The following is a 26,989-nucleotide window of genomic DNA, read 5'->3' on the forward strand; positions in this document are numbered from 1 at the left end:
CTTTATTACTGATAGTTTGTCGCAGCTGATGCAAAGAGCTAACAATAACTATTCTATTAAACAGCTCAGCTAACTGGGTCCTTCAATCGAAAAGCAGAGACGGCCAACCATAGCCAACCTGTAATCATAAGAACGCCGCCAATAGGCGTAATCGCACCGAACCAACGCGGTGCACCAAGCGTCATGGCATACAAACTACCAGAAAAAATGATAATACCAATTTGTAGTAACCAAGCAGTCGTCTGAGTAATATATTTTAAACGAATTAGCAGACCGACAAGCAATAATCCTAGCGTATGTACGAACAAATACAGCGTTGCCGTATGCCACCATTCAAGTTGTTGGATGCTGACGCGGCCTTCTAGACCATGCGCACCAAATGCACCTAAGGCCACGGCGATAGCCATATTAATTGCTGCAATACCGATCCAATTTAACATTGAACAACTCGTATCATCTTAAGGCTACTGAATATCATCTGGCAAAATCACACTATCAATGGTCATCGCATCACGAATCTTGTCCATGGCATTTTTCTCGATCTGACGGACTCGCTCAGCTGAGATAGAGTAAACCGCAGCTAACTCATGCAAGGTGGATTTTTGCTCAGACAACCAGCGCTGCTCAACGATATCACGCGAACGATCATCTAAAGTGCCCATAGCCGCAATGAGTGCTGATGAGTTGTTTTCTTCCCAATCCGCTTCCTCTAACTGCTCAGCTGGATCAATCCCATCTTCCAAAAATAGCTGAGGGGCATAGCGGCCATCATCATCGTCGCTTGACTGCGCCTCAAACGAAGCATCATAAGAAGTCAGACGTGATTCCATCTCTAACACTTGCTTGCGCGTAACATTCAAGTCATTAGCAATAGCGTCCGCTTCTTCTAGTGTCAGCTGATTATTGGTCTTCTTAAGGCTACGCAAGTTAAAGAACAGTTTACGATGAGCCTTGGTAGTCGCAACTTTCACAATACGCCAGTTGCGAATCACAAACTCATGAATTTCAGCTTTAATCCAATGTACGGCAAACGATACTAGACGTACGCCTTTGTTCGGGTCAAAACGTTTGACGGCTTTCATCAATCCTAAGTTACCTTCTTGGATTAAATCTGCTTGCGGCAATCCGTAACCCGAGTAGCTACGTGCGATATGAATTACAAAACGTAGATGCGACATCACCAGTAGACGAGCAGCTTCGACATCACCTTCATCATAATAGCGGTGTGCCAGCTCCTGCTCTTGTACCGGCGTTAGGATTGGGATTTGATGGACAGTATTGATATATGCACCCAAGTTGACCCCTGGCGCTGACAGGTGAGTTGGCATAGCTGGTACTAAGTCACGCGTACTGGTATTGCCCAATGCACTCGCGTCATAAGGTGGTCGCTGAGCAGCGGCCTTTAGTGCAGCATCGCGCGCATCGTTTTTTATAGGAGCTGAGCCATCTTTTTTATTTGTATTTACAGCATCAGTAGAAGTATTAGCCATATTCTTGACCTTGGTTAAATAGTTAAGCAAATAGTCAGATAAAAATCTTTATGATTTAATTGTAAAGGATAGCAGCGCTTAGTTGCTATCAGTTTTGGTAATGATGAAGTGATATATTGTAGCGAAACGCTGTAATGATGTGCCATCAGCTGACGAGTGGTCAGTAACTTCATTGACCACTAGTTCCAAATAATCTGCCGACTGTGATTGCTGGCTTTGTCGACAGAATGCTGTGATATCAGCTTGTGAGTTAGGGTCGGTTGCAACCACGTACAGCGACTCACCAACTGTTACGTCACGTAATGCCACTTTAGTTTTTAACAATGGCATCGGACATGCAAGACCGCGTCCATCAACGAAACCTTTTATATTGAGTTCAGATTGCGCTATAGCTACATCATCTGAATTATGACTTTCAGTCGGTAGCAGCTCTAATAAACTCGCAATATCGTTCTGCTGTGCATCAGTCAAACTCGCTGATAATTGCATAAAGTGCGACATACGTTCGATGACTAATTCACTAGCAGCGGGCATAACTTAGACCTTGTAGATATCTATATTTTAATTTGTTCTATTAGTAATAGGCTTTGATATTTAGTACGAACATAATCCAGCAATCATAAATTATGAGGTCGTCATCACAGTCATCTAAACCTACTATCATTGTTGCTTATTATACCAAATAGACAATGTATAGTTGCAGTTGAATATAATCAACGCTGCGTTCGGTTCACTAGAATCATATAACCAAGAGTTGCCCGATTAGCAAATGCCCGATTAATAGTTATACGCTTGAGATTTACTGCACAAATAATAGCCCAATGAATAATTACACAGCCATGTTGCGCAATCGTGACGGGTGGCTAAGTTATTGGTAGTTAAGTGCATTGTAGAATTGACCTTGGATAAACAAGCTCGTATAGTCGAAAAGACGTCGTCAATTATGTTATAGGATATGCACTTGTACCATGCTAATAGAACGAAGCGACCTGACAGCAATAACTCTTTAGTAGCCACAAATTTTGCAGGCTTGCCACTTATATTGTCTAAGCAAAAAGGTAAACGTCATTTTATGAGTGTAGCTTTGTCACATAGTATCAAGGTAGGGTTGTCAATGATGCTACTAGCCACAGCTAGTGGTGCGCATAGTCGTGAGAGTCAAACAATGCCATTTGCTGATAGCTCGTGGCAAGTCACAGATCCGCAAACGCTAGATCTACCAAACCTGCGCGGACAAGGCTTAAGCTTTGCTGAGCAATATCAAAATAAAATGCTTGGCGAGTGGTCATTACAGAATATCAATGGCCGCGTCAGAATGGAACATGATCCTTGGGTACAAGAAACGATAAAAGACATGACGTGGCGTCTCAATGCCCAAGCTCGTCAGCAAGCACCACTTGGCGTCGTTATCATTGATAACCCCAGTATCAATGCCTTTGCAGCGCCTGGCGGCGTAATAGGTATCAATACTGGAACGATACTGTCAGCTAGTAGCATGGATGAGCTGGCGAGCGTCGTCGCGCATGAAGTTGCGCATATCAGTCAACGACACTACGAAAGCGGCGCTGACGAACGTAAAAAAGCCTTGCTGATGCAGCTAGGCGGTATGCTAGCCGCGATTGCTGCTTCAGCTGTCGATGGTGATGCCGCTGCGGCTGTGATGATGGGCAGTCAAACGGCTTCTATGAATAGCAGCATGGCGTTTAGCCGTAGTAACGAGCGTGAGGCTGACCGAGTAGGGATGCAGATTATGACCCAAGCGGGTTATGATCCTCGGGCGATGCCACGGTTCTTTGCCACGATGAATCAGCAGAGTCAGTTAAATCAAGTTGAGAATCAATTCTTACCGAGCTTTGTACGCTCACATCCTCTGAGTAATGAGCGGTTGAGCGAGTCACAAAGTCGCGCTCAGCAGTATCCAGCGCTCTCATTGAGCCAGCAGCAGCGCCATCAAGCATTGTTTGATTTGTTGTATTGGCGTGTGCAAGTGACTGGTAAACACGCATCCGAAGTGACGTTGACAACGGCCGCCAAAAACAGTCTTGGAGCCAAACTTGCGCTAATGCATTGGTATGGAGAGCAGCAGCGTTTTACAGATGCCAACAAGGTATTGGCCGAGATAAGTGCGTTATCAAGCACACAGCGTCAGAGTTTAGAGCCTCTATTGTCGATTACGCACAGTCAGTTATTAAGTGAACAAGGTAAGTGGCAACAAACCGTAGATGTCTTAGAGAGCCAACAGCGCCTCTATCCTGAGCGCCGAGACTTACGTCTTTATCTGGCCGAAGCGCTGACTAATAGCAATCAACCGATAAAAGCTCAAGCGCTGTTGAAGCCACTAACAGAACAGCAGCCAAGCGATCGTTATGCATGGCAAAGCTTGCAACTTGCCAATGAAAAACTTGCTAAGACCACTACGTCACCACAGTTAGCCAATATCGCGACGATTAATGCATTGCGCTATCGCAGTTATGATCAGCTATGGAATGGACGCTATGAGAGTGCGCTGACCTCTTTGACGCAAGCCAAACAGTTGACGGAAAACCTGCAAACCACGGATCAAGCCAATAGTGCGCGTCCGTTATTGGCCAATATTAATGCAGAACTCAAAGCAATAAAAACCGCCAAAGACTTTAAGCCTTAGGCGGTTATTTGTACAGATTAGCCTGCCAATCAATAGCAAGTGCTAGCCTTGTAGCGCATCTTTGACCATTTTAGAAATCAAAGCAGGATCAGCACGGCCAGCTGTTTTGTTCTTTAAGACACCCATGACGCTGCCCATATCGCGCATAGACGTAGCACCTTGCTCAGCGATTTCAGCATTTACCAATGCCATGATCTCGTCTTGATTCATTTGCTGCGGCATAAACTCGTTGATAATATCAATCTCAAACTGCTCTTTGGTGGCTAAGTCATCACGGCCATTTTCTGTAAAAATAGTTAGTGACTCTTGGCGCTGCTTTAGCTGTTTTTGCAAGACTTCTAATACTTGGGCATCATCAAGCTCTGTCTGACGGTCAATCTCGATTTGTTTCACTACTGACTGTACATTGCGCAGTACTTTGACGCGCTCAAGCTCACGAGCTTTCATTGAAACTTTGATATTGTCTGATAACGTCTGTTTAAGTTGGCTCACTGCTATTATCCTTATCGATCTGTTAAATGCTATTCGTTAGAGGTCGTTTGTTAAATTTTAGAACAAGACCTGCTGATAGTGGTTTTAATAAAAAATTATGTCAGCAGTAATAACAAAAATTGTAGCATAAAAAACGCCACTGATATCGATTGATAACAGTGGCGTTAGTGTAGCGCTTGTACTTAGCTAATCAGATTACTGATTAGTACATACGAGTGGTACGAATAGTTTCGCGTTGTAACTTCTTCTTATAACGCTTTACGGCAGCAGCTTTTTTACGCTTACGTACTTGCGTTGGTTTTTCATAAAACTCACGCTTACGTACGTCTGATAATACACCAGCTTTTTCACAAGCACGTTTGAAACGACGAATAGCGATATCAACTGGTTCGTTTTCTTTAACCTTAACTGCAGGCATGAAGACTCCTCGATTAGGATGAGATATAAGGGCATTAGTTTGGCTGTGTATTAGTATTTAGCCGTAATATCTCAAGATTACAGGCATCAGCTCAAACTAGGACAATTCTCACGCATTAGCGTAAGGGCAGGTATTTTAATAAAAAATACCAACAAAGTCAATGATTTTAAGCATTTATTGCCGATAAGGTATTCAATTAGATAGCTATTTGAATTTGGCTCTCAAACTATGAATTCGACATATATACAACGCTTTATCAATAAAAAATCCCTACCGTCTATAACGGTTTGATTGGAGTTTATGCTATGATAATTCCCATATTATAGTAAGCCTATGAACCGTTTTGTGTGTATTTTATTGAGGATGTTGGAATGAAAAAAACAGTATTTAACACGGCATTAAGCACCGCACTTATCGTAGCTTTAGGTGTGAGCGTGAGCGCTTGTAGTGGCGGTGAAGAGCATGAAGAAGTAATGGCAATCGATCGCGTTGACGAAGCTGCTGAGCTTGCCATCAAAAATGCGCCACCAGCTGAAGAAATGGAGTTCCCAGAGACAGCACCAATGCCAGCAGCTGATGCAGCGGGTACAGAAGCTGACGCTACGGCTACTGCCGAAGCAGGAACGGCTGACGCTGATACTGCAGAAGCCGCAGCTACCGATAGTACGGATACAGCCGCTGCTCCTACTGACAGCGCTGATATGGCGGCTACTGACGATACAGCTGCAGCCACTGCTGAGTAATTTAGTGGTCAATGGACTATTAGCTCAATTGAATATTAAGCAGTCGTTGGTCGTATACGTAAGTACTTTAAGCTGATATAACGTATCACTAATTGATTGCAGACTGATTAAGTAAGGATAAAACCATGATTGATATACAACCGTATATGAACAAGCTGAAATTGTCTGTAATCAGCATGAGTGTGGTATTTGCTGTGAGTGCTTGTAGCGGTGATAACACAGCTACGGAAGAGCCTGCAGCAGCCGATGAGCCTGCTACCGCTGTAGAAGAAACAGCTGTAGCCGAAGGCGCGACGCTTGAGACTGTGGATGAGTCAGGAACAGAATCAGCAACAGAGTCAAAAACAGCAATAGAGTCTGCCGACATAGTAGATGAGGCAGTGGCAACACCTGCAACTGATTCTGAGCCTGAAGTGTTGGCCGCAGATGCAGGTGCTAAACTGTATGAATCAAATTGTCAGGTTTGTCATGCTGCAGGTTTGCTCGATGCGCCAAAGTATGGTGATACAGCGGCTTGGACAGCTCGTCTGACCAAAGATAAAGAGACATTGTACATGCACTCGGCTAAAGGCTTTAATAAAATGCCAGCGCAAGCAGTAAATGGTGTGACCGAAGCACAAGTTAAAGCGGCTGTTGATTATATGCTAGCGTCGGTAAGCTGATACGATATATATAGAGTATGTCAGCTATTGAAATTTGCTAAACTGGCCGTCATTGTGACTGACAATGACGGTTTTTTTGTGCACGTTTTTTGTCATGCCAGTCTGAGAATATACAGCTGTATCAAGCGAATTCGAGATAGTGTGTGACTGGCTGTATTCGTTATCCAATTTCTCAAAATGATGTAAGATAAAAGTGCGACAAAAGTAGCACGAAAACGAAAGTATAAAGGCAAAAGTATGAAAGTATTGGGCTTAGAGACCTCTTGTGATGAGACGGGGCTAGCGATTTTTGATAGTGAGCAAATAAATAGCGACAACCAAGGTTTGGTCGGGCAAGTACTGTATTCTCAGATTGAGCTGCACGCCCTGTATGGTGGCGTTGTGCCTGAGCTTGCTAGCCGCGATCATATTCGTAAGATCGTGCCGTTATTGAATGAGCTGCTAGAGCAATGCGATATGAAAAAAAGCGACATCGATGCGATTGCCTATACTAAAGGACCTGGTCTTATTGGTGCATTGATGACGGGCGCACTGTTTGGTCGTAGTTTAGCATATGGTTTGGATATCCCTGCGATTGGTATTCATCATATGGAGGGGCATCTTTTGGCACCGCTTATGGGCGCAAACCCTCCGGCGTTTCCTTTTGTTTCGCTATTGGTATCTGGTGGGCATACGTTACTCATTGCCGCTCACGGTGTTGGGCAGTATGAGATATTGGGTGAGTCGATAGATGATGCGGCGGGTGAGTGCTTTGATAAAGCCGCCAAAATGCTCGGTTTGCCTTATCCGGGTGGTCCTAATATTGCTAAGCTGGCAGAAACTGGTAATCCTGATGCTTATGCACTACCAAGACCAATGCTACATCGAGGTCTAGACTTTTCGTTTAGTGGCATGAAAACGGCCGTACATAATCTGATTAAAGATACACCATGTTCGGGAGGGTCGGGTAATGGCGCTGATAGCGATCCACAGGTTCGTGCTGATATTGCCGCCAGTTTTCAGCATGCAGTGGTCGATACGCTAGTGAAAAAATGTGTCAAAGCACTCAAGCAAGCAGATATGAGCCGCTTAGTGATTGCGGGCGGGGTCAGTGCCAATATTCATCTGCGTGAGACGTTAGAAGCGGAACTGGCTAAGATCAATGCGACGGTTCATTATGCACCGCCTGCACTATGCACGGACAATGGCGCGATGATTGCTTATGCAGGTTTTGAGCGCTTGCAAGCAGGACAGTCTGATGATTTGGCCGTTAGCTGTATTCCGCGTTGGCCGATGACAGAATTGCCAGCTGTGTAAATGAGCATTTGGTCCAACACGTCTATATGAATTAAGGACAGTTTATGCAGTGGCTTGCTATTGGTTTGGGCGCAGCATTTGGTGCTTGTCTTCGAGCTTGGCTATCGCGTTTTAATGCCTTGCACGGTTGGGTGCCACTCGGTACTTTGAGCGCAAACATCCTTGGCGGACTATTAATTGGGCTTGCGCTAGTATGGTTTGAGCGCATGGGTAGCAACTTATCTGATCATGTGCGTGTCTTTGTGATTACTGGCTTTTTGGGCGGGTTAACTACCTTTAGTACGTTTAGTGCAGAGGTATTTGGCTTTATTCATGACGGACGGCTGCTGGCAGGATTAGCGCTCATCGGTTTGCATGTTGGGCTAACGTTACTGGCAACCGCGCTTGGCTTTTATTTCTTTAAGCTAGTTTGGTAGGCGTTGGTAGATATTAATCGTTTAAGAGTCTGTTATAAGTGGTTCCATATTAACAGTCTGTTTTAAGTAGTCTATTAATACGTTTGGAGAGTGAATTAGCTGGTTCCGTTGGGGTATACATTAGGATGACCAATCAGGTGCTTTCGCTGGTTCGACACCCTACATGGGAACTATACTCTCAAATAATAGACTCATGCTAATCAAATAGCTTTTCAACAAACAGTTCATAATTAAAATCACCTTCTCTATCCATAAACTCTGGATTCAAAACGCCTGTATTCGAATATAGGATTGCCCACCAATTCTTATCAGGAGATAGTCTATCAATTTCAGCGCTTACAGCCATGCTAGACTGTATCGGCAAACCTGAAAAATCATTTGTTATTAAATGTGCCAAAAGTTCTTTGATTTTCTGTTTTTTCTGTTCTTCATTTAATTTAGAACCGTTAAATACCTCATCAAAAAACTCGTCGTGCTTTAACTTAAGGTTTCCATCAATCTCATCAACGTAGTCGTTAGTCCAGAAAATTAAATCACTCCAATATCGATATGGAGAAATTCGACTGATTTCATCCAAAACTTTGTCATCTTCTTGCTCACTTAAAGTATTTGATAATAACTTATCAATAAGAATGGTCATTTTTTCTCTAATTTCTTCTTGTTTCATATTATTTTCGTCTCAGAATAATTTAGTCAAAACCATTTAACATAACGTTCGTAACGACTCATACTATCAATTTCATGGTATATAAATTTATACCTAAGGTTAGTATTCCGATGCCTGTATAGCGCACCGATCACGAATAGAATATGTCTGGTAAGTACACCATGAAGTACACTGTGACTATTTCAGCGAGTTAAAACGTCGATACCATTAGCCCACAGCCAAAGGTTCAAGTCCTCACTAGGGAACCATTATTTACCATAACATTCATTACGATATGAAAAGGTGAATAATATTTCATCACTATAAAAAAGTGATTAGTAATGAAACTATAACGGCTTCACTATCCCTTCCAATAAGCTCGCAAATCCCTCCATATACGCCGTATCTCGACTTGAGGTACGCGTCGCTGCGTACAGCTGACAATGAACCCCTTCTCCTAGTGGTCGTGATACGACCCAGCCTTTTTTCTCGTATTCAGCAACCACCCAATCAGGCAATGCTGCTACGCCGCGTTCACTGGCGACCAACTGAATTAGCATCGCGGTCAGCTCTGTCGTACGAACACTCTCAAAGCTTACTTGTGCTGGCGTCATAAAATTGGCAATGATGTCGAGACGCTTGGCCTCTACGGGATAGGCAATCAATGTCTCGTTAATCAAATCATTGGGGTCAATAAATTTTTGAGTAGCTAAATCATGTGTTGGTGAAAGTACCAAACGACTCTCATATTCAAACAATGGCTGATAGCTGATACCATCGAGCGGTAAATCACTGGTAGTAATAAGCAGATCAATATCACCTTCCATGAGTAGATGATGCGGCTCAGGCTCAAACCCTGTGGCAAAGTCTAGCTCTACATCCGACCATTCACGGCGATAGTGGTTCAGTATCGGCATGAGCCAATCAAAGCAGCTGTGGCACTCTGATGCTAGGCGTAATCTACCTGCTTGACCGTGCGCTAAGCGTTTAAGATTGGATTTAGTGCGGGTAACTTGCGGTAGGATATTGTCTGCCAATGCCAATACTACTTTACCTGCTGGCGTAAAACTAAGCGGGCGCGTCCGACGGTTGACCAAGCTGATGTCGTAGTAGTTCTCAAGCTCTTTTAATTGATGCGAAACAGCCGAGGCAGTAACGTGTAGCTCATCTGCCGCTGCTGCAAGTGAACCATGCGCCCGTAGCGCGGTTAATGTATTAAGATGACGTAGCTCAAGCATAATATAACCTAACCGCTAAGGTGAGAAAAATTCATTATAGTACATATGTTGCTGACTTTCATTCATAGCGTATGATTAATGATTAATGAGCCATGAACAGCTAGCGCTTGCGTAACAGTAGCTGTGAGATAATGACCAATATTAAAGAAGCGACTAATAATAGTGTACCAATAGCATTAACTTCTGGCTTGAGTCCTACCCGTACCATCGAGTAAATGCGTAGTGGTAATATCTCATAGCTAGGGCCCGTGACAAAGGTTGAAACCACGACGTCATCTAGCGATAAGGTAAAGGCGAGCAACCAACCTGCCATTACTGCTGGCAAAATAACGGGAATCAGTACCGTACGTACCATGGTTGATTCATTGGCGCCCAAGTCGCGCGCCGCTTCCATTAAGCGCTCATCCAAGCTGCTTAAGCGTGCAAAGACAGTAATGACGACAAACGGTAAGCAAAAAGTAATGTGTGCCAATAGTAGTGAGACAAAACCTAGCTGTAGACCAATCAGCAAGAACAGCGCCAATAATGAGATAGCCAATACAATCTCAGGCGACATCATAAGTACAAACAGTAGCCCGTTTAGTAAACCTTTACCGCGAAAGTTATAACGATGTAAGGCTAGGGCAGTGAGTGTGCCTATCAAAGTTGAGACAGTTGCTGCCACCAATCCTAATACAATCGAGTGCCAAAATGCATCGAGCATCGCTTGGTTGTTAAACAGTGACTCGTACCACTTTAAGCTAAAGCCGCCCCAGTTGTAGCCAATTTTCGACTCATTAAAGGACATTACCACCAAGACAATAATAGGTAGGTACAACAGGGTATAAATCAGTCCGAGATAGCCTTTGGCAGCGATACTGCCAAGCTTGAGCGTACGAATTTTTTTATTCGGTGAGCTATAAGACATTAGGCCACCTCGTTAAAGTCAGTCTTGCCAATGCGGCGGCTACTGGCACGGTAGGCAAGTAATAATACCGCCATCGCTAGTGTTAACAAAACGCTAGCTGCCGCACCAAAGGGCCAGTCGCGCGCATCCAAAAATTGGTTTTTGATGATATTACCGACCAGCAAATTGCGAGAACCACCCAAGATATCTGCTACATAAAACATGCCCATTGCAGGCAATAGGACTAGCAGTACACCAGAAATAATCCCAGGTGTTGTTAATGGCAGTACCACATGCCAAAAGGTCTGTGTTTTAGTTGCACCCAAATCCTGCGAGGCCAATAGCATGTCATTGCGTAAGTCAGTAAATACTGCATATAGCGGCAGTACCATAAACGGGAATAACAAGTAAGTTAGTCCTGCGATCACCGCACCTTGGGTATATAAAATATCGATTGGCGTATCGATTACACCGATGGCTAATAGCAATTTGTTAATCAAACCATTATTGGCAAATAGTAATTTGAGCGCATATGTCCGTACCAAGGAGTTGGTCCAAAATGGCAGTATCAGTAACATCATAAGCAGCGGCTGCCAACGTATTTTTGCTTTGGAGATCAGCCATGCAAAAGGGTAGCCAAGCAGCAGACAGATAACCGTTGTGATACCTGCCATCCATAATGAGTGGACAAATACCTCAAAATACAACGGGTCAATCATCCGCACATAGCTGTCGATGCTAACAGGTAAGCTAATAAACGCACTGCTATCACGGGTCAAAAAACTGACAGCGATGACTAGGATATTTGGTAATAGTGCAAATATCAGTAGCCAACCCCAAATTAGCCAAAGTGTGGCGGTACGAAATGGACTTTTACTGCCTAAGTGGTTGCGCGCCATCAGCTACCATCCTTTTGTACAGTCGTGTCTGGCACAGTTTCAGAGTCTTCTGGCAAGACCCATTCCCAGCCATCTACCCATGAGACTTTGACGCCTTCATTTAGTTTGTAATCAAAGCTCGGGTCGTCCTCATCAAAAAACTCAGAGGCCTTAATGATATGACCATTTGCCAGTTCGATAATTGAGTCTAAAGTGCTGCCTTTATAGTTACTCTCAATGACACGGCCTAACAGTCCGCTATGCTCATTGTCTTTTGGATCGTATATTCGTAAATCTTCGGGGCGAAGTAGTAAATTGACGATATCGCCCACTTGCACATCATTGGCAAAATTGGGACGACGTAAGTTGCGTAATGTGGTTGGCCCTTCTTGCGCTTGCGCTTCACAGACTTCGACCTCGATGCGTCCGTTAGTCACTTTGCCATCGCGATCTGGCTGGTCTGGATGGACACCTTTGACCTCAGCTTTGAACAGATTGGTTTCGCCGATAAATTTTGCAGTAAATAGGTTGGCAGGGGTTTCATAAATCTCGATAGGCGTACCGATTTGTTGGAACGTGCCGTCTTTCATCACGGCAATACGGTCTGACATCGAGAGCGCTTCTTCTTGGTCATGAGTCACGAAGACAAAGGTGATGCCTAGCTCACGCTGCAGACGCTTAAGCTCGGACTGCATTTGCAGGCGCAGTTTATGATCGAGTGCGGATAACGGTTCATCAAGCAATAGCAGTTTAGGGCGGTTAATCACCGCGCGTGCAATGGCAACTCGCTGCTGCTGACCACCAGACAAATCTTGCGGCTTGCGGTTGGCCAAATGCTCTAGCTGTACCATCGCTAGCATCTCGCTAACACGTCTTTGGATTTCATCTTTTGGTACTTTTTTTAGCTTTAGGCCATAAGCCACGTTTTGGGCGACGCTCATATGAGGGAACAATGCATATTGCTGAAATACGGTATTGACCGGACGTTTATCAGCGGATAAGCCTGCCATCTGTACACCATCCAAATATATCGCTCCAGCATTAGGCTGCTCAAAGCCTGCAATCAAGCGTAGTAATGTCGTCTTACCACAGCCTGATGGGCCAAGCAGCGTCAAAAACTCACCATGTTTGATATCAAGGTTGATGTCTTTTAGGACTTCGGTTTGATCATAGGTTTTTTTTAGACCAGTCAGTTGCAGCAGCACCTGATCATCATGAGGTGACGCAGAGGTGTTATGCGTATTTTGAGATAAATCGGTCATAATATCTGTTCCTGAGCGTCCAATAGCTATATGCAGCTGGCTGTCATTATAAGGATTGGCATGAGCGTAAGCATGTTCGGATTACTGTCTGAATGCTGCCTGAATGCTGCGTATTATAACAAACCCTTGGTATAAGTCAGTGCAAGTTCATTATAAGTTACGCGAGTAATACTGTCTTAGCAGCGATATATACAGCTATATTTTTAAATGTGACTACATTCACCTAGCGATATTTAGACAAATTTTTTTACCGTTTTTGGGTTTTTATTCCTATACAATCACGTTATGGCTGACAAACATTATTAGCCTGATAGTTTGACGATAATTAGTCAGTCTGTGCTGGAATACATGTATGCAAAACAGCTTATAACTCTAATATTATTGATGATAAAGGATCTCTCATGCCTACCGATATACGTCCAACCACAGGTCAAGAAGCACTTGAGCTTTTAAAAGCAGGTAATGCACGCTACGTTGATAGCCTCACCAGTACCGATGAGTATATGCAGCGCCGTCCAGAGTTGGTCAAGGATCAAAATCCATTGGCCATTATTTTGGGTTGCTCGGATGCACGAGTACCCGTTGAGATTGTCTTTGATCAGGGTTTGGGAGATTTGTTCGTTATACGAGTCGCAGGTAATGTGGTTGCACCATCGCAGATTGGTTCAATCGAGTTTGCAGCCGAAGCCTTTGGTACGCAACTGGTGGTGGTACTTGGACACTCGAAATGCGGTGCTGTCACGGCTTGCGTTGAGACGTTGATTAACCCTGAGCAGAACTATTCACCTAACTTGCAATCTATCGTTGATCGTATTCGCCCAAGCGTTTATAACTTACACGAATTGGCAACTGCCAATGGTCAAGACGTCGATGCAGACGAGCTGGTCGACCGCTCTATCCGCGCTAACGTACGTATGTCAGTCAGTCAGCTAAAGCATGGCTCACGTGCATTAGAGGACTTAACCAATAGTGGTCAGCTATTGGTAGTCGGCGCTGAATATGATCTAGAGACCGGAAAGGTACGATTCTTAGACAGCTAATATATCTAAATATGAACATATTTTGTTCATATCCTTACAAAACCCTATCAATTATTTTGCCAATTTTTATTATGATGAGAGACAGCAGTGAATCATGACAGTCGTGATTCGCTTATTTATAACACTCTTTTTTGAATAACCTTAGGATAACTATGTCTACTAACGATAATAATTCGACCATCGCACAGCCTGCGAGCAGTATCAGTGTAGATGGCGTCAAGTCAATCTCTACGCAAACGACAGGTTTTACGTTTAATCACACCATGCTCCGCGTCAAAGATCCTGCAAAATCATTGGCGTTTTATACTGGTGTCTTGGGTATGACCTTGCTTGCCGTTAAGAAGTTCCCTGACATGGGATTCGATTTATATTTCTTGGCTAAGTTGACCGAAAGCGAGCGCGAAAACTTGCCAACTGGCGATGACTTAGAAATCTTTGCTTTCCGTCAACGTGGTATTTTAGAGTTGACGCACAACTACGGCACCGAGACAAAAGCTGACTTTAGCTATCATGACGGCAATCAGGATCCACAGGGTTTTGGTCATATTTGTTTTAGCGTTCCAAGCTTGGATGAAGCGGTTGCTTGGTTTGATAAAAACGACGTCGAATTTAAAAAACGTCCAGAAGATGGCAGTATGAAAAACATTGCCTTTATCAAAGATGTAGACGGCTACTGGATCGAAATCGTACAGGCCGATTTGATGGGCTAACTGTCATAACGACAGCACCTATTAAGAGTCATAACGACAGCACCTATTAAGATAAGTGCGTTAATAGAAATAAATAGAATAAAGGAGTATCACCCAGATGCCTACCTCTGAGGCAGACACGACACTGAGTGCTGAGACAGCTGCGCAGTCTACGACGACAGATGGGTTGACCTATCAAAGCATTCTTGGTTCGGCAAATGAGATATGGGTTGGCTTTGTTGAGCGCATCCCATATTTTGTCGCATCAATTATCGTTATCCTAATTTTTTGGTTTTTATCGATTGTCTTCAAGAAAATCGTTCACAAATTATTAGGTAGCCGTAGTCGGCATCAGAACTTGGTAAAAGTGTTTCAGCGGGTAGGCGGGGCGCTTATTTTCTTTATTGGTTTTATGATAGCGATGGTTATTGCGGTACCGGGGTTCACTCCTGCTAAGTTGATTGGCGCGCTCGGTATTGGTTCCGTTGCTATCGGTTTTGCTTTTAAGGATATCTTCCAAAACTTGCTCTCTGGTATCTTACTGCTGATTTCAGAGCCGTTTCGTATCGGTGATCAAATCGTTTCAGGCGACTATGAAGGAACGGTCGAAGATATTAAAATCCGCGCAACTACCATCAAGACTTATGATGGTCGGCAAGTGGTGATTCCAAACTCAGATCTTTATACTTCAGCATTGACCGTCAATACCGCTTACAAGCAGCGTCGTTTGCAAGTCGCAGTTGGTATCGGTTATGAAGATGGTATTGAAGCTGCCAAAGCTGAGATTATCAAGGCGTTAGATAAGATAGAGAGCGTCTCGAAGAAAGCAACACCAAGCGTGATTGCTACTGGTTTCGGCGGTTCGTCCATTGATCTAATGGTACGCTGGTTCATCGAAGATGGTACGCAAGCCAATAAGGTTGCCTCGATTCATCAAGTAATTGTAGGTATCAAAAACTCGTTGGATGCAGCGGGCGTAAATATTCCATTCCCAATACGTACAATCGATTTGAGTGATCCTTCAGTAAGTGCAATCGTTAATAAAATGAACGAGCAGCAAGACGTTGTGGACGTGAATAAAACAGTGGCCGAGTAGTGCGCTCGGTGAAATATTTAATTAGTGTTAAAACTTTAATTTCCACAATATTTAGAAAATCGAAAAACCGCCACATCAATTGATATGGCGGTTTTTTTTACGTGTCGACTTGCTATAAATATAAAGGCTTATTCGTCTTTTGCTCTAAAGTCGGTATGGCATGATTTACAGCTTGCACCAACTTGTCCAAACGCAGGCTTAACATCGTCCATGCTAGTGGCGTTTTGGGCGGCGGCGTTTAGCTCAGCAGTGACTTTTTGAAAGTTTTCAGCTTCAGCACTGAAACCATCAGCATTAGACCAAACCGCTTCAGTAGCATTACCTACCGCTTCTGGGTCTTCAAAATGACCCCAAGGCTTGGCGGCATCTTCTGCTAGGAATGCCGCTTGCTCTTTAAATACATCGGCATCAAATGTATCAGGTGCTTTTGCCATATCACCCATGACGCCCATTGCGTCGCCCCAGTTTTTCATGGTGTCTTGACGCGCTTGCACGTCAGGGTTAGATCCTGTTGAAGTGCTACAGGCCGTTAGACCCAGTGCAGCCGCCATCAAAGTAACGCTAAACAGAGATTTGAAAGATTTGTTGGTATGAACCTGTGCCATATGACTTACTCCTTTAAACTTGGCTAATAGTAAGCGCGATTAAAAACGCTCGCTTTGACTTAAAATATAGTTATATAAAATACTGCCTAAAATTCTTCTGAGCACAGTTGCTAATAAAGAACGTCTTCTATTGTAACGGTTATCTGAGCGTTGGGAATTATATAGTTGTTATATCCTCGTAATATTTTAAATAAGCATACCTCAACTTGGTTGTTACTGCTTACAGTTGGTTACGATGATTGTATTGGTAAATACACGACATGTTTTTTACAATAATAACGTGAGAGTTGCTCGTTTGAATGGTACCGACAATAAAAAAGGCCAGCGAATAGTAGCTGACCTTTTTAATACTTTCCAAAAATATGAATGACGTGATATTTACGAAAACTATAGCGCTAACCAATCACGCGGTTTTAGATAATAATCGGTCAACTCAAATTCAGGCGTTCCTTCAGCAGGCTCAAAACGATAATGCCAGCTGGCAAGCGGCGGCATACTGACTAGGATGGATTCGATACGTCCGTTGCTCTGTAGTCCAAATAGCGTGCCACGATCGTAGACCAGGTTGTATTCGACGTAGCGACCACGGCGATAGAGCTGAAACTCGCGCTGCGCTTCAGTATAAGGCGTATTTTTACGTTGTTCAAAAATCGGCATGATACCGTCAAGATAACCGTTGCCCACGGCTTTCATAAAGTTAAAGCAAGTCTCAAAGTCCCAGCCACGACTCTCGGTACTGACGTCATCATAAAACAGACCACCAATACCGCGCTGCTCATCACGATGGCGCAGATGAAAATACTCATCACACCACTGTTTAAAATCAGCGTAAATATTGTCCCCAAAAGGCGCACACAAGTCATGACAAACTTGATGCCAGTGTACACAATCAGCGAGTACTGGATAGAATGGCGTTAAGTCAAAACCACCACCAAACCACCAAATAGGTGCTTCACCTTCCGCTTCCGCTACGAATAAACGCACATTGGCATGGCTCGTAGGCACGTTTGGATTTTTGGGATGGACAACCAGTGACACGCCCATTGCTTGGGCTTTACGTCCAGCGATATTAGGGTGACGCGCTGTAGCAGAGGCGGGGAGGTTATGTACATGAATATGGCTAAACATGACGCCCGCTTTTTCGATGACCTCGCCATCTGCCAATACGCACGACCGCCCGCCGCCGCCTTCAGTACGTTCCCAGTCATCAGGTACAAAGGTCGCATACTCGTTGTTATTAGTGCTGCCGTCACGCTCTTGTGCTTCTAGTGATTCACAGATACGTGTCTGTAAATCAACCAAAAACTCACGCACTCGCATGATATCGTTATTGGTTGGCGTCGTCACTGATGCTACCGTTGATAAGTCTGTTTCGTTATTTGTAGTTGTAATACTCATAAGATATCTATTTATTCAGGTGTATGGCGGTATTAAGGTCTGTATCGAGAGAAGCATCTATATCAAGATTGATATTTTTATCAAACAAGTGGCCCATGCGATCACGTTTGGTTGCTAGATATTCCGCATTCATATCATTAACACCGACTAACAATGGCACTCGTTCGACAACATCAATGCCATGCTCAGTCAGATAAGCGACTTTGTTTGGATTGTTGGTGATGAGCCTGACAGCGTCGACACCGACATGGGCCAGCATCGGACCACACATATCATAGATACGCGCATCAGCAGGCAAGCCTAACATGAGATTGGCATCCAACGTATCATGCCCTTGATCTTGAAGGGCGTACGCACGAATCTTATTGGTCAAACCAATACCGCGGCCCTCTTGACGCAAATACAAAATCGCACCGCAACCTGACTCTTGGATGGCTTGCATAGCAGTATTGAGCTGCGGACCGCAGTCACATTTCAGTGAGCTAAACGCGTCGCCTGTCAGACATTCAGAATGAATGCGAATGAGCGGCACTTGCTTCGCTATCGATTCGTTCTTTTGGTTCAGTATCATGTTGTCTAAAGGTTGGTTAGCTATAACATCTGTCTGTTGTTCGACCACAGTTAGACCAACGGTCAGCATGACATGCTCTTGACCTTCGCTATTTTCAAAGATATGAATATCAAACTCGCCGTGACGAGTGGGTAATTTGGCACTAGTGATAAATTGATATGACATTGCTGTCCTACATAAGCCTAAAGTCGTGGCGGTGAAAAGTATGTTACTGCTGTTCGAGATGAGCGCTGTTAGAGCCGGTTACTGTTCGAGATAACTACTGTTTTCGAAATAACTATTAGTTGAGATGAGCATATCATCTAAACTTTACTGCTAAGATTAAGATGATACCAGTATAACCTGTTCATAAAGACAGCGTACTCATTGTATTTATTATAAAAACACACAAAATTCACAGACGATGCACGATGATTAAAGCGACAATTAAAAAAAGATGCTATTATGCCATACTATTTTGATGGATACAGTGACAAGTCTTTATCCTTGCACTACTATGTCGTCATTAACATCTGATATTGATGCAAAATAATAGGGCATAATGTCACCCCTCAGTTGTCAATAATATGAAAGCATCAATAGTTTGATATCAAAACGTTGGTATTGACGCGCAGTCTATTGTGCTAGCGTGTGTACTGTCGTAAGTAGCGCAGCTATACAAATACGAAAGTTGCATGAATAATTATATGGTCGATTACATCAATAATGATGTAGGTATTATTGACGTCTTTTGATTATAGTCACCGCTATATTTTAAAGACACGTCTTGTCAGCAGATTGGTAGGTATCGTACAGTTTATGCAGCAGTCACCTCATTCTCCAAAGTCTCAGTTCCTATCTACATCAGCGCTGGATTCTGCTGCCCAGCTATCGAGCTTACAGCAGACCTATACTGAGATTCCACGTGTGCGTCCTGATACGCCATTGCTTGATGCAATCGATACGCCCTCTAACCTGAGCACATTGAGCAAAGATCAGCTGATTACATTGGCTGATGAGCTGCGTCTTTTTTTGTTGTATTCAGCTGGTCAGAGCGGTGGGCATTTCGGTGCCAACTTGGGTGTGGTTGAACTAACCATAGTACTGCATTATCTATTAGACACACCAAACGATCAGATCGTATGGGACGTGGGTCATCAAGCCTATGCCCATAAAGTATTGACAGGACGCCGTGATCAGTTGAGCACTATCCGGTCTAAAGATGGGCTGACGGCATTCCCAGAGCGCGCAGAATCTGTCTACGATACATTTGGCGTTGGGCATTCATCGACCTCTATTTCAGCTGGTCTGGGTATGAGTCTCGCACTGCGTTATCAGGGCCGCGAGCAAACGGTTGCTTGCATCATTGGTGATGGTGCGATGACAGGTGGTATGGCATTTGAGGCCATGAATGACGCAGTACAGCAAGATGCTGATTTACTGGTCATTCTAAACGATAATGATATGTCGATATCTTGCTCTATTGGTGGATTTTCACGACATTTAGCCATGCTTTGGGAATCAGGTTATCAAGTTGATATCTCTGAGTCAGGTGAGCCTGTACTCTGCCACCGTCCTGATATGCAAGCGTTCGATCGCCGCAAACGTCACAAAGAGATGCGTGATGTTCCGCAGCTAGAAGACAACTTATTCAAAGCGATTGGTTTTACCTATTTTGGTCCGTTTGATGGGCATAATATTCCTGAGCTACTGCGCGTATTGTCACTGGCGAAGCAAGTAAAAGGCCCAGTACTAGTGCATATCTATACCACTAAGGGTAAAGGCTTTGCACCAGCAGAATTAGATCCAGTGGGCTATCACGCAATCAGTAAATTGCCAGTCGAAAATCATAAAGAACATGAAAAGTCTAAAGCTGACTCTATAGAGCAGTTAAAAAAACAAACAAGTACAAAGCCAGCGTTAAAATATTCACAAGTATTTGGCCAGTTCTTATGTGATAAAGCGGCTGAAGACGATAAGCTACTAGCTGTCACCCCTGCCATGGAAGAAGGCTCAGGGATGACTGACTTTGCTTGTCAGTTTCCAGAGCGTTTCTTTGATGTGGCCATTGCTGAGCAACACGCTGTCACGCTAGCGGCTGGGATGGCAACTCAAGGCGTCAAACCTATTGTCGCGATTTATTCAACGTTCTTGCAGCGTGGATATGATCAGCTGATTCATGATGTTGCGTTGCAGAATTTAGACGTAATGTTTGCCATCGATCGAGCGGGCCTAGTCGGTGAAGATGGTGCCACACATGCTGGCGTGTTTGATTTCGGATTCTTGCGTTGTGTGCCTAATATGGTGATTGCAGCGCCAAAAGATGAGAACGAATGCTACCACTTGCTCAATACTTGCTATGAATATTCAGGTTGCACGGCGGTACGTTATCCGCGTGGTACAGGCACAGGTGCTGATATTGAGCAGCCAGCTCAAACTTATAAAGTTGGTGAAGCGGTTGTCGAGTCAGTATTAGGTAAAACTGATGCGCCTTACAAATTGGCACTATTGGCCTTTGGTACGATGGTCGCGACTGCTCAGCAAGCAGCAGAAACCCTAATAAATAACGATGCAGCATTAGATTACCAGATACAGGTGGTCAATATGCGCTGGGTAAAACCGCTAGATACCGCCATGCTTGAGACGTTGTTAGCACAAGGGGTCACTCATATAGCAACCCTAGAAGAGCACATGATTATGGGCGGCGCAGGTAGTGCAGTGAATGAATATTTACTCAATGAGTCGGCAGCCTTTAAGCAAAGTCGTCCAGCTATTACTAATATCGGTATTCCTGATCGCTTTATTGCTCATGGCTCCCAAGCAGAACAATTGGCTGACTGTGGTTTAGATGTCGAAGGCGTAATTAAACAGCTTAAAACGCTCTTATCTTAAGCAATGTTTCTAGCGTTACAATATTATTTTAAAAAATTAATGCACTAAAAATGTGTTAATTAAAACCGATATAAGCTCCTTAAACAGAGCAAACGCCTGCTAGCCGTAGGTGCTAACTTTTTTACAACTTGCGCAGTTTAGATGATCGCCAAAGTACTGGCTTGGTCAGCGTGACGGTTTTTTCGTTTTTATCGAACAATTTTAGTATAATGCGGGTGTCTTTTATAAGTTTCCGTTTATAAGAGACACGTTTTTAATCGCATAGATGTGGTGTGATGCGGCGGCTGTTTGGCATGTTGTGGGCACAGAGTTAGTCTTATTTTTTATATTCATTCATCAAGCAAATAGGTTATTTATGGAACCCATGGTCGTCATCGCAGCGCGTACTGCTGAAAAAGTTGGTAAAGAGATTTTATATGCGCATCAAAACCGCCACAAAATCGAGTTAGATATCGAGTCTAAAGGACTTGATGGTCTGGTTACCCGCATTGATCGCTTTAGCGAAGAGCTCACGATTGAGACGCTAAAAGCCAGCTATCCTAATCATTCATTTTTGGGTGAAGAGTTTGGTATGCAAGAAGGTCGCGGCGAAGATGCTGACTGGTGCTGGATTATCGATCCACTAGACGGCACTAAGAACTTTGTCCACGGTGTACCGCAGTTCTGCGTATCTATCGCTGTACAGCATAAAGGTGTTACCCAACATGGTGTGGTCTATGATCCAGTACGTGATGAGATGTTCTCAGCGAGCCGTGGTAAAGGCGCGCGCTTGAACAATCGCCGTATGCAAGTGAGCGAACGCAAAACCATTGATGGCGGTTTCTTTACGACTGGTCATCCGCTTGAGCGTAAGCGCAATGGCGAAGTTATCTCTTATGCTAAACAGCACTTTGAGAGCTTACAGAAGATATCTGAGGCAGGTGGTCAGGTACGTCGTATGGGTTCAGCTGCGCTTGACTTGTGCTATGTTGCTGCTGGTCGTTTTGACGGTTATTTTGAGATGTCTATCAAGCCTTGGGACATCGCTGCGGGCGAGCTTATCGTAACTGAAGCACGCGGTGTGGTGGTTGATCATACTGGCGCGCACAACTCTATGACATCAGGCTCTATCTTCGCTTGTAATGTGAAATTGCTTAAGCCGTTGATGCAAACAGTTGTCCCAATCTGGGGTGACGCAATTTAAACGTTAACCTTAATGCTATTAACGTTTAGCGCCTAGATATAGTTAATATCTAGATTGAGTATGAATGAAAAAAGCTGGTTCCGTTATGGAGCCAGCTTTTTTGTTTGATTATTACCCTTATTGTCATTTTTATCTTCAACAGTAATACCTTTGAATGCTAATTCCTTACTGGTAGTTTCTAGCAACTGCAATTCTTCTTCTATCAGCATCAGCATATCTTGTACGCGAGGCAGCGCCTTACTACAAGCGGTAATACCAAACTCAATCTTATCCAAATAACTGGCTAGGGTGATGTTCATGGCTTGACCATTGAACACGATAGAAGCAGGGTATAGCGATTGCAAGCGCGCGCCGTTCCAGTACAGTGGCTTTTCAGAGCCAGGAACGTTGGAGATAATTAAGTTAAAGGCCTGCTTTTTGGGGAATAACCCTGTCGCTAGATTGATACCCTCCCACGCATAGGCAATCACACTATAGTTGATAACCTGCGCTTGATTCATGCGGCGAAAGCGACGTTTGCCGTTATTCATACTGCGATGAATCAATTCTATTCTGCGTAAAGGATTGTCTAAGTGGGTACCCAAATTTGCCAATACAAATGACAGCTGATTGCCCGAGACGCTCTTATCTGTACGTAGCGACATCGGCACAAAGGCAATCAATGGTTTGCTCGGCAGGGCGTCCATCGAGATTAAATAGCGACGAAGGGCACCAGAACAGACGGCGAGTACCACATCATTTTTGCTGATATTCAATCTCTCTGCGATATCATTAAAGCGTTTGATGTCATAAGACTGTGCTGCTATACGACGAGAGGCTGAAATGCGCTTGTTCAAAATGCTCATAGGTGCATCAAAAGTGCCGACATAGCCTTCATCGCTATAGTTTTTAAGGTTGTCTAGCAGCTCTGTGAATACAGGTTTGATGGTAGAGATTTGCTCTTTAATGATGCGTTTGACCGATCTTTCAGCTGGCAAGATAGCGTTGACATGGTTGCGATGGCGCGCCATCAACGACCACACTGGCAAGGTTACGGGTTCTGTCGCTGATTGCGATAGCGACTTTTGTACCAAACGCATCGCAGCGATGCCATCTACCAATGAATGGTGAATCTTAAAGTACAACGCAAAACGCTCAGGGCTGCCCTCGGTTTCGGGTTCAATACCCTCAACCACATGACACTCCCACAGCGGCATGGCACGGTCCAACAGACGTCCATGCTCTCGTGAAACGTACATCAATAGCTCACGAGCACGCGCAGGTTTTGGCAATGCGACATGATGGAAATGATGTTCGACATCGAAGTTTTTGTCTTTTTTCCAAAACATCAAATGTTCAAGCACTTGGTTAAATGGAAAGCTTGGCGGCACATCAGAGTCTTGCATCTGCTTGACCAGTTGATAGACAAAATCGCTCCCTGCATCATCTGGCAATTCAAACAAGAATAAGCCACCAACGTGCATGGGCTGTTTACGCGACTCAAGAAGTAAAAACAACTGGTCGACTGCTGTGAGAAGTCGCATAATAAATCCTTTTATGACGATAAGTGTTATGTGAAAATTATAATGAGTAGATACTCAATCAAATAACATTTTTTATTATTTTATAGAGCGTGTTAAGCAATCAACCATAGCACTGACAGCACTATACGTAAATACTCAACACGCTCTATTATGATATGTCATTTATACTTCAATTTATTGAAAGAAATACCCAGTCTGTGGTGAGCTGGCAGTAGCCATCTTACGCATTGGCATACGACCTGCCAAAAACGCAGCGCGACCTGCCCACATAGCATGTTTCATTGCATGTGCCATCATTACTGGGTTTTGTGCATTGGCAATGGCTGAGTTCATCAGTACACCATCACAGCCAAGCTCCATCGCGAGTGCAGCATCAGACGCAGTACCGACACCAGCATCAACCAATACGGGTACTTTGGCGTTTTCGATTATTAAGCTAAGCGTATGACGATTGAGTAGACCAAGTCCTGAACCAATCAAACTGCCAAGCGGCATAATGGCGACACAGCCCATGCTTTCTAATTCTTGTGCGACGATAGGGTCATCTGACGTATAAACCATCACTTCAAAACCATCATCGATTAATACTTTGGCGGCTTTTAAAGTTTCCATAACGTTTGGATATAAGGTTTTCTCATCACCCAATACCTCAAGCTTAACCAAATTATGCCCACCCAATAATTCGCGAGCAAGCTTACAAGTGCGAATGGCTGTTTCGGCGTCAAAGCAGCCAGCAGTATTCGGTAATATCGTATATTTATCAGGTGAAATCACATCTAATAAGTTAGGCTCATCACTGTTTTGTCCAATATTGACACGGCGAATAGCAACGGTCACGATTTCGGCTGCTGAAGCGGCAATGGCTTCTCCAGTCTCTGTCATGTCTTTATATTTACCGGTACCGACTAACAGACGCGAAGAAAAGGTACGACTACCGACAGTAAAGGTATCTTGTAAAAGTGGTGTTGGATGAGTAGTGCTAACGTTCTCTGACATAACGGAAAATCCTAATATCGAGCGGGAGAAGGGACAGACAAAATATGATGGGTAATCTAAGCAATCTAAAAGGTGTAATAGACAATGGCAAGCTATCAGCAAAAAAAGGCATGATATGCTAACTTTGATAGCAATCATATGTGCTAGGCGATAGGTATAAAGCGCCAGTCACATAAAATAATACCCGTCTAAAACAAAATGCTATTATAACAAACTCATGCAACCTTACTGGCAGTCTTTTTTGATTCGAACTGTTAAGGACAAGGCATCCATCATGTCTTGGCGTGCGTACTTCTTATCCTCTCCTCACTTATTGGGCCGTCTTTATGATGCAGTTGCCATACAGCTTTGCGAAACGCCATCAGATTTTGGCCATACTTGCGATAGACCCTGAATTGCCGCCAACATTGGTACTCACCAAAGCGACTCCGTTGTCAGCGATCAACGAAGCGGTACGGTTTTTACAGCAGCAAGGCATTCGCGGTGTACCCACTTACGAAAGTGTCAGCACGGATGATTTTGAAAAACGTATGAACGCGGCTTATGCTGGTAATACAGGAGAGTCGCAGCATATTGCTGCTGGACTTGAGGACCATCCTGATCTCGATAGCTTGGCAGATAGCGTCCCTGAAACTGAAGACTTGATGGATCAACAAGACGATGCACCTATCATTCGTTTGATCAACGCCTTGTTGTCCGAAGCCATTCGTTTAAGTGCCTCAGACATTCATATCGAAACCTTTGAAAAGCGCTTGGTCGTTCGTTTCCGAGTTGATGGTGAGCTAAAAGAAATCATCACACCAAAACGCCAACTGGCTCCATTGTTGGTTTCGCGTATTAAAGTAATGGCTAAATTAGACATCGCCGAAAAGCGAGTGCCGCAAGATGGTCGTATCAGTTTAAGACTGGCAGGGCGAGAGGTCGATGTGCGTGTATCGACCTTACCATCGAGCTTTGGTGAGCGTGTGGTGATGCGTCTATTAGACAAGCAAGCTGGTCGTTTGAACATGACGTATTTGGGGCTGTCTGATAATGACTATACTGAGCTAAAACGCTTAATCCATCGTCCACACGGTATTATTTTGGTGACAGGGCCGACTGGCTCGGGTAAAACCACGACGCTATATTCGGCACTGACAGATCTCAATGACCAAACGCGCAATATCTTAACCGCCGAAGATCCCATTGAGTTTCAGCTTGACGGTATCGGACAGACACAGGTCAATAATAAGGTAGATATGACCTTTGCCAAAAGTCTGCGCGCGATGTTGCGTCAAGATCCAGATGTGGTGATGGTGGGTGAGATTCGCGATTTAGAGACGGCAGAGATTGCTGTACAGGCGTCTTTGACAGGACATTTGGTCTTATCAACGCTGCATACCAACACCGCGATTGGCGCAGTCACTCGATTGCAAGATATGGGTGTTGAGCCATTTTTATTATCGTCGTCACTGATCGGCGTGGTAGCACAGCGCTTAGTGCGTACTTTATGCTCACATTGTCATGGCTGGCAGGCTGCTGATACTGAGCAAGCCAAACTATTTACCGAAATTGGCATTGGGTCAGGGTTGAAAAGTGATGCCGAAGATATAGCAAGTGAGTCGATTCGTTTGCCCAAGCCAGTTGGCTGCGATAAATGTAATCAGTCAGGGTTTAAAGGACGTACTGCTATCTATGAAGTCGTGCCAATCGACGATACATTGCGCCGTATGATTCATAGCAATACGGCTGAATATGAACTAGAAGAATACGCGCGCCAGCAAACCCCATCGATTCGTGCAGATGGTTTGCGTAAAGTCATAGAAGGGCGGACGACATTGGAGGAAGTGCTGCGAGTGACGAAAGAAAGCGCCTTAACGGACGAGACGATACTGGTATAAATTTGCAGACTCGATATTGGGATAGCAAATAAAAAAACAACTGGCGTAAATATCCAGTTGTTTTAA

26 protein-coding genes are annotated in these 26,989 nt (G+C 44.1%); 11 read left to right on the plus strand and 15 right to left on the minus strand.

Annotated elements, in window-relative coordinates; all coding sequences use genetic code 11:
- Window positions 1-65: 65 nt before the first annotated feature.
- The 3 genes from JMX07_RS06625 to JMX07_RS06635 all read right to left on the minus strand — a co-directional run bounded on the left by JMX07_RS06625 (window position 66) and on the right by JMX07_RS06635 (window position 2,024).
- A complete protein-coding gene (locus JMX07_RS06625) occupies window positions 66-440 on the minus strand; it encodes a DUF423 domain-containing protein (RefSeq protein ID WP_201606974.1) in 375 nt (124 codons plus the stop codon).
- Between the two features lie 24 nt (window positions 441-464).
- Window positions 465-1,328, minus strand: a complete 864-nt coding sequence (gene rpoH / locus JMX07_RS06630) for an RNA polymerase sigma factor RpoH (protein WP_197099889.1) — start codon at window positions 1,326-1,328, stop codon at window positions 465-467.
- 240 nt (window positions 1,329-1,568) lie between these two features.
- On the minus strand, window positions 1,569-2,024 hold the full coding sequence (locus JMX07_RS06635; protein ID WP_201606975.1) for a sulfurtransferase TusA family protein: 456 nt from the start codon (window positions 2,022-2,024) through the stop codon (window positions 1,569-1,571).
- Window positions 2,025-2,562: 538 nt separating this feature from the next.
- On the opposite strand from JMX07_RS06635, the gene JMX07_RS06640 reads away from it, so the two are divergent.
- The gene (locus tag JMX07_RS06640; protein ID WP_227684669.1) at window positions 2,563-4,134 is read left to right on the plus strand and encodes a M48 family metalloprotease; all 1,572 of its coding nucleotides are present in this window, start codon (window positions 2,563-2,565) and stop codon (window positions 4,132-4,134) included.
- Between the two features lie 42 nt (window positions 4,135-4,176).
- Here JMX07_RS06640 and JMX07_RS06645 read toward each other — a convergent pair whose 3' ends face one another.
- Together JMX07_RS06645 and rpsU are read right to left on the minus strand one after the other, a co-directional pair.
- Window positions 4,177-4,626, minus strand: coding sequence for a GatB/YqeY domain-containing protein (locus tag JMX07_RS06645; protein ID WP_057758141.1), 450 nt, complete (start codon window positions 4,624-4,626; stop codon window positions 4,177-4,179).
- Window positions 4,627-4,828: 202 nt separating this feature from the next.
- A complete protein-coding gene (gene rpsU, locus JMX07_RS06650; protein WP_010195908.1) occupies window positions 4,829-5,044 on the minus strand; it encodes a 30S ribosomal protein S21 in 216 nt (71 codons plus the stop codon).
- A 371-nt stretch (window positions 5,045-5,415) separates the two neighbouring features.
- On the opposite strand from rpsU, the gene JMX07_RS06655 reads away from it, so the two are divergent.
- From JMX07_RS06655 to crcB, 4 genes are all read left to right on the plus strand, one after another.
- Window positions 5,416-5,787 (plus strand): hypothetical protein, encoded by a 372-nt coding sequence (locus tag JMX07_RS06655; protein WP_160021059.1) that lies wholly within the window; start codon window positions 5,416-5,418, stop codon window positions 5,785-5,787.
- Window positions 5,788-5,912: 125 nt separating this feature from the next.
- On the plus strand, window positions 5,913-6,449 hold the full coding sequence (locus tag JMX07_RS06660; protein ID WP_201606977.1) for a c-type cytochrome: 537 nt from the start codon (window positions 5,913-5,915) through the stop codon (window positions 6,447-6,449).
- Between the two features lie 237 nt (window positions 6,450-6,686).
- The gene (tsaD, locus tag JMX07_RS06665; RefSeq protein WP_201606978.1) at window positions 6,687-7,745 is read left to right on the plus strand and encodes a tRNA (adenosine(37)-N6)-threonylcarbamoyltransferase complex transferase subunit TsaD; all 1,059 of its coding nucleotides are present in this window, start codon (window positions 6,687-6,689) and stop codon (window positions 7,743-7,745) included.
- 44 nt (window positions 7,746-7,789) lie between these two features.
- Window positions 7,790-8,161, plus strand: coding sequence for a fluoride efflux transporter CrcB (gene crcB, locus JMX07_RS06670; RefSeq protein WP_102090826.1), 372 nt, complete (start codon window positions 7,790-7,792; stop codon window positions 8,159-8,161).
- A gap of 196 nt (window positions 8,162-8,357) precedes the next feature.
- Here the strand turns inward: crcB and JMX07_RS06675 are convergent, their stop codons facing one another.
- From JMX07_RS06675 to potA, 5 genes are all read right to left on the minus strand, one after another.
- Complete coding sequence (locus JMX07_RS06675) at window positions 8,358-8,828, minus strand: hypothetical protein (protein ID WP_102090825.1); 471 nt, start codon at window positions 8,826-8,828, stop codon at window positions 8,358-8,360.
- 326 nt (window positions 8,829-9,154) lie between these two features.
- Window positions 9,155-10,045: a LysR family transcriptional regulator gene (locus JMX07_RS06680; protein WP_201606979.1), complete on the minus strand. Its 891-nt coding sequence runs from the start codon at window positions 10,043-10,045 to the stop codon at window positions 9,155-9,157.
- 100 nt (window positions 10,046-10,145) lie between these two features.
- Complete coding sequence (gene potC, locus JMX07_RS06685) at window positions 10,146-10,952, minus strand: spermidine/putrescine ABC transporter permease PotC (RefSeq protein ID WP_201606980.1); 807 nt, start codon at window positions 10,950-10,952, stop codon at window positions 10,146-10,148.
- Window positions 10,952-11,830: a spermidine/putrescine ABC transporter permease PotB gene (potB, locus tag JMX07_RS06690; RefSeq protein WP_201606987.1), complete on the minus strand. Its 879-nt coding sequence runs from the start codon at window positions 11,828-11,830 to the stop codon at window positions 10,952-10,954. The genes potC and potB overlap by 1 nt, the downstream gene beginning before the upstream one ends.
- Window positions 11,830-13,071, minus strand: a complete 1,242-nt coding sequence (gene potA / locus JMX07_RS06695; protein WP_201606990.1) for a spermidine/putrescine ABC transporter ATP-binding protein PotA — start codon at window positions 13,069-13,071, stop codon at window positions 11,830-11,832. The genes potB and potA overlap by 1 nt, the downstream gene beginning before the upstream one ends.
- A 401-nt stretch (window positions 13,072-13,472) precedes the next feature.
- Between potA and JMX07_RS06700 the strand changes: the two genes are divergently transcribed.
- From JMX07_RS06700 to JMX07_RS06710, 3 genes are all read left to right on the plus strand, one after another.
- The gene (locus tag JMX07_RS06700) at window positions 13,473-14,111 is read left to right on the plus strand and encodes a carbonic anhydrase (RefSeq protein WP_057758161.1); all 639 of its coding nucleotides are present in this window, start codon (window positions 13,473-13,475) and stop codon (window positions 14,109-14,111) included.
- Between the two features lie 152 nt (window positions 14,112-14,263).
- The gene (gloA, locus tag JMX07_RS06705) at window positions 14,264-14,821 is read left to right on the plus strand and encodes a lactoylglutathione lyase (RefSeq protein ID WP_201606991.1); all 558 of its coding nucleotides are present in this window, start codon (window positions 14,264-14,266) and stop codon (window positions 14,819-14,821) included.
- A gap of 97 nt (window positions 14,822-14,918) precedes the next feature.
- Complete coding sequence (locus JMX07_RS06710) at window positions 14,919-15,896, plus strand: mechanosensitive ion channel family protein (protein ID WP_201606992.1); 978 nt, start codon at window positions 14,919-14,921, stop codon at window positions 15,894-15,896.
- Between the two features lie 128 nt (window positions 15,897-16,024).
- Here JMX07_RS06710 and JMX07_RS06715 read toward each other — a convergent pair whose 3' ends face one another.
- The 3 genes from JMX07_RS06715 to ribA form a co-directional block, all read right to left on the minus strand.
- Window positions 16,025-16,501, minus strand: coding sequence for a c-type cytochrome (locus JMX07_RS06715; protein WP_102078050.1), 477 nt, complete (start codon window positions 16,499-16,501; stop codon window positions 16,025-16,027).
- Window positions 16,502-16,888: 387 nt separating this feature from the next.
- Window positions 16,889-17,899: an oxygen-dependent coproporphyrinogen oxidase gene (gene hemF, locus JMX07_RS06720; protein ID WP_413786661.1), complete on the minus strand. Its 1,011-nt coding sequence runs from the start codon at window positions 17,897-17,899 to the stop codon at window positions 16,889-16,891.
- A gap of 7 nt (window positions 17,900-17,906) precedes the next feature.
- A complete protein-coding gene (ribA, locus tag JMX07_RS06725; protein ID WP_102078052.1) occupies window positions 17,907-18,635 on the minus strand; it encodes a GTP cyclohydrolase II in 729 nt (242 codons plus the stop codon).
- A 633-nt stretch (window positions 18,636-19,268) separates the two neighbouring features.
- On the opposite strand from ribA, the gene dxs reads away from it, so the two are divergent.
- Window positions 19,269-21,341, plus strand: coding sequence for a 1-deoxy-D-xylulose-5-phosphate synthase (gene dxs, locus JMX07_RS06730; protein ID WP_201606993.1), 2,073 nt, complete (start codon window positions 19,269-19,271; stop codon window positions 21,339-21,341).
- A 355-nt stretch (window positions 21,342-21,696) separates the two neighbouring features.
- Window positions 21,697-22,524 (plus strand): inositol monophosphatase family protein, encoded by an 828-nt coding sequence (locus JMX07_RS06735; RefSeq protein ID WP_057758174.1) that lies wholly within the window; start codon window positions 21,697-21,699, stop codon window positions 22,522-22,524.
- An 83-nt stretch (window positions 22,525-22,607) separates the two neighbouring features.
- On the opposite strand, the gene JMX07_RS06740 is transcribed toward JMX07_RS06735, so the two are convergent.
- Both JMX07_RS06740 and JMX07_RS06745 read right to left on the minus strand, forming a co-directional pair.
- Entirely contained in the window at window positions 22,608-24,047 is a 1,440-nt protein-coding gene (locus tag JMX07_RS06740) for a WS/DGAT/MGAT family O-acyltransferase (protein WP_201578852.1), read from the minus strand.
- 174 nt (window positions 24,048-24,221) lie between these two features.
- Window positions 24,222-25,043, minus strand: a complete 822-nt coding sequence (locus tag JMX07_RS06745) for a thiazole synthase (protein ID WP_101205496.1) — start codon at window positions 25,041-25,043, stop codon at window positions 24,222-24,224.
- 326 nt (window positions 25,044-25,369) lie between these two features.
- Here JMX07_RS06745 and gspE point away from each other — a divergent pair, with 326 nt between their 5' ends.
- The gene (gene gspE, locus JMX07_RS06750) at window positions 25,370-26,923 is read left to right on the plus strand and encodes a type II secretion system ATPase GspE (RefSeq protein WP_201606995.1); all 1,554 of its coding nucleotides are present in this window, start codon (window positions 25,370-25,372) and stop codon (window positions 26,921-26,923) included.
- The last annotated feature ends 66 nt before the right edge of the window (window positions 26,924-26,989 follow it).

This window comes from Psychrobacter immobilis (genome assembly GCF_904846235.1).
In the GTDB taxonomy this organism is placed as follows: domain Bacteria; phylum Pseudomonadota; class Gammaproteobacteria; order Pseudomonadales; family Moraxellaceae; genus Psychrobacter; species Psychrobacter immobilis_C.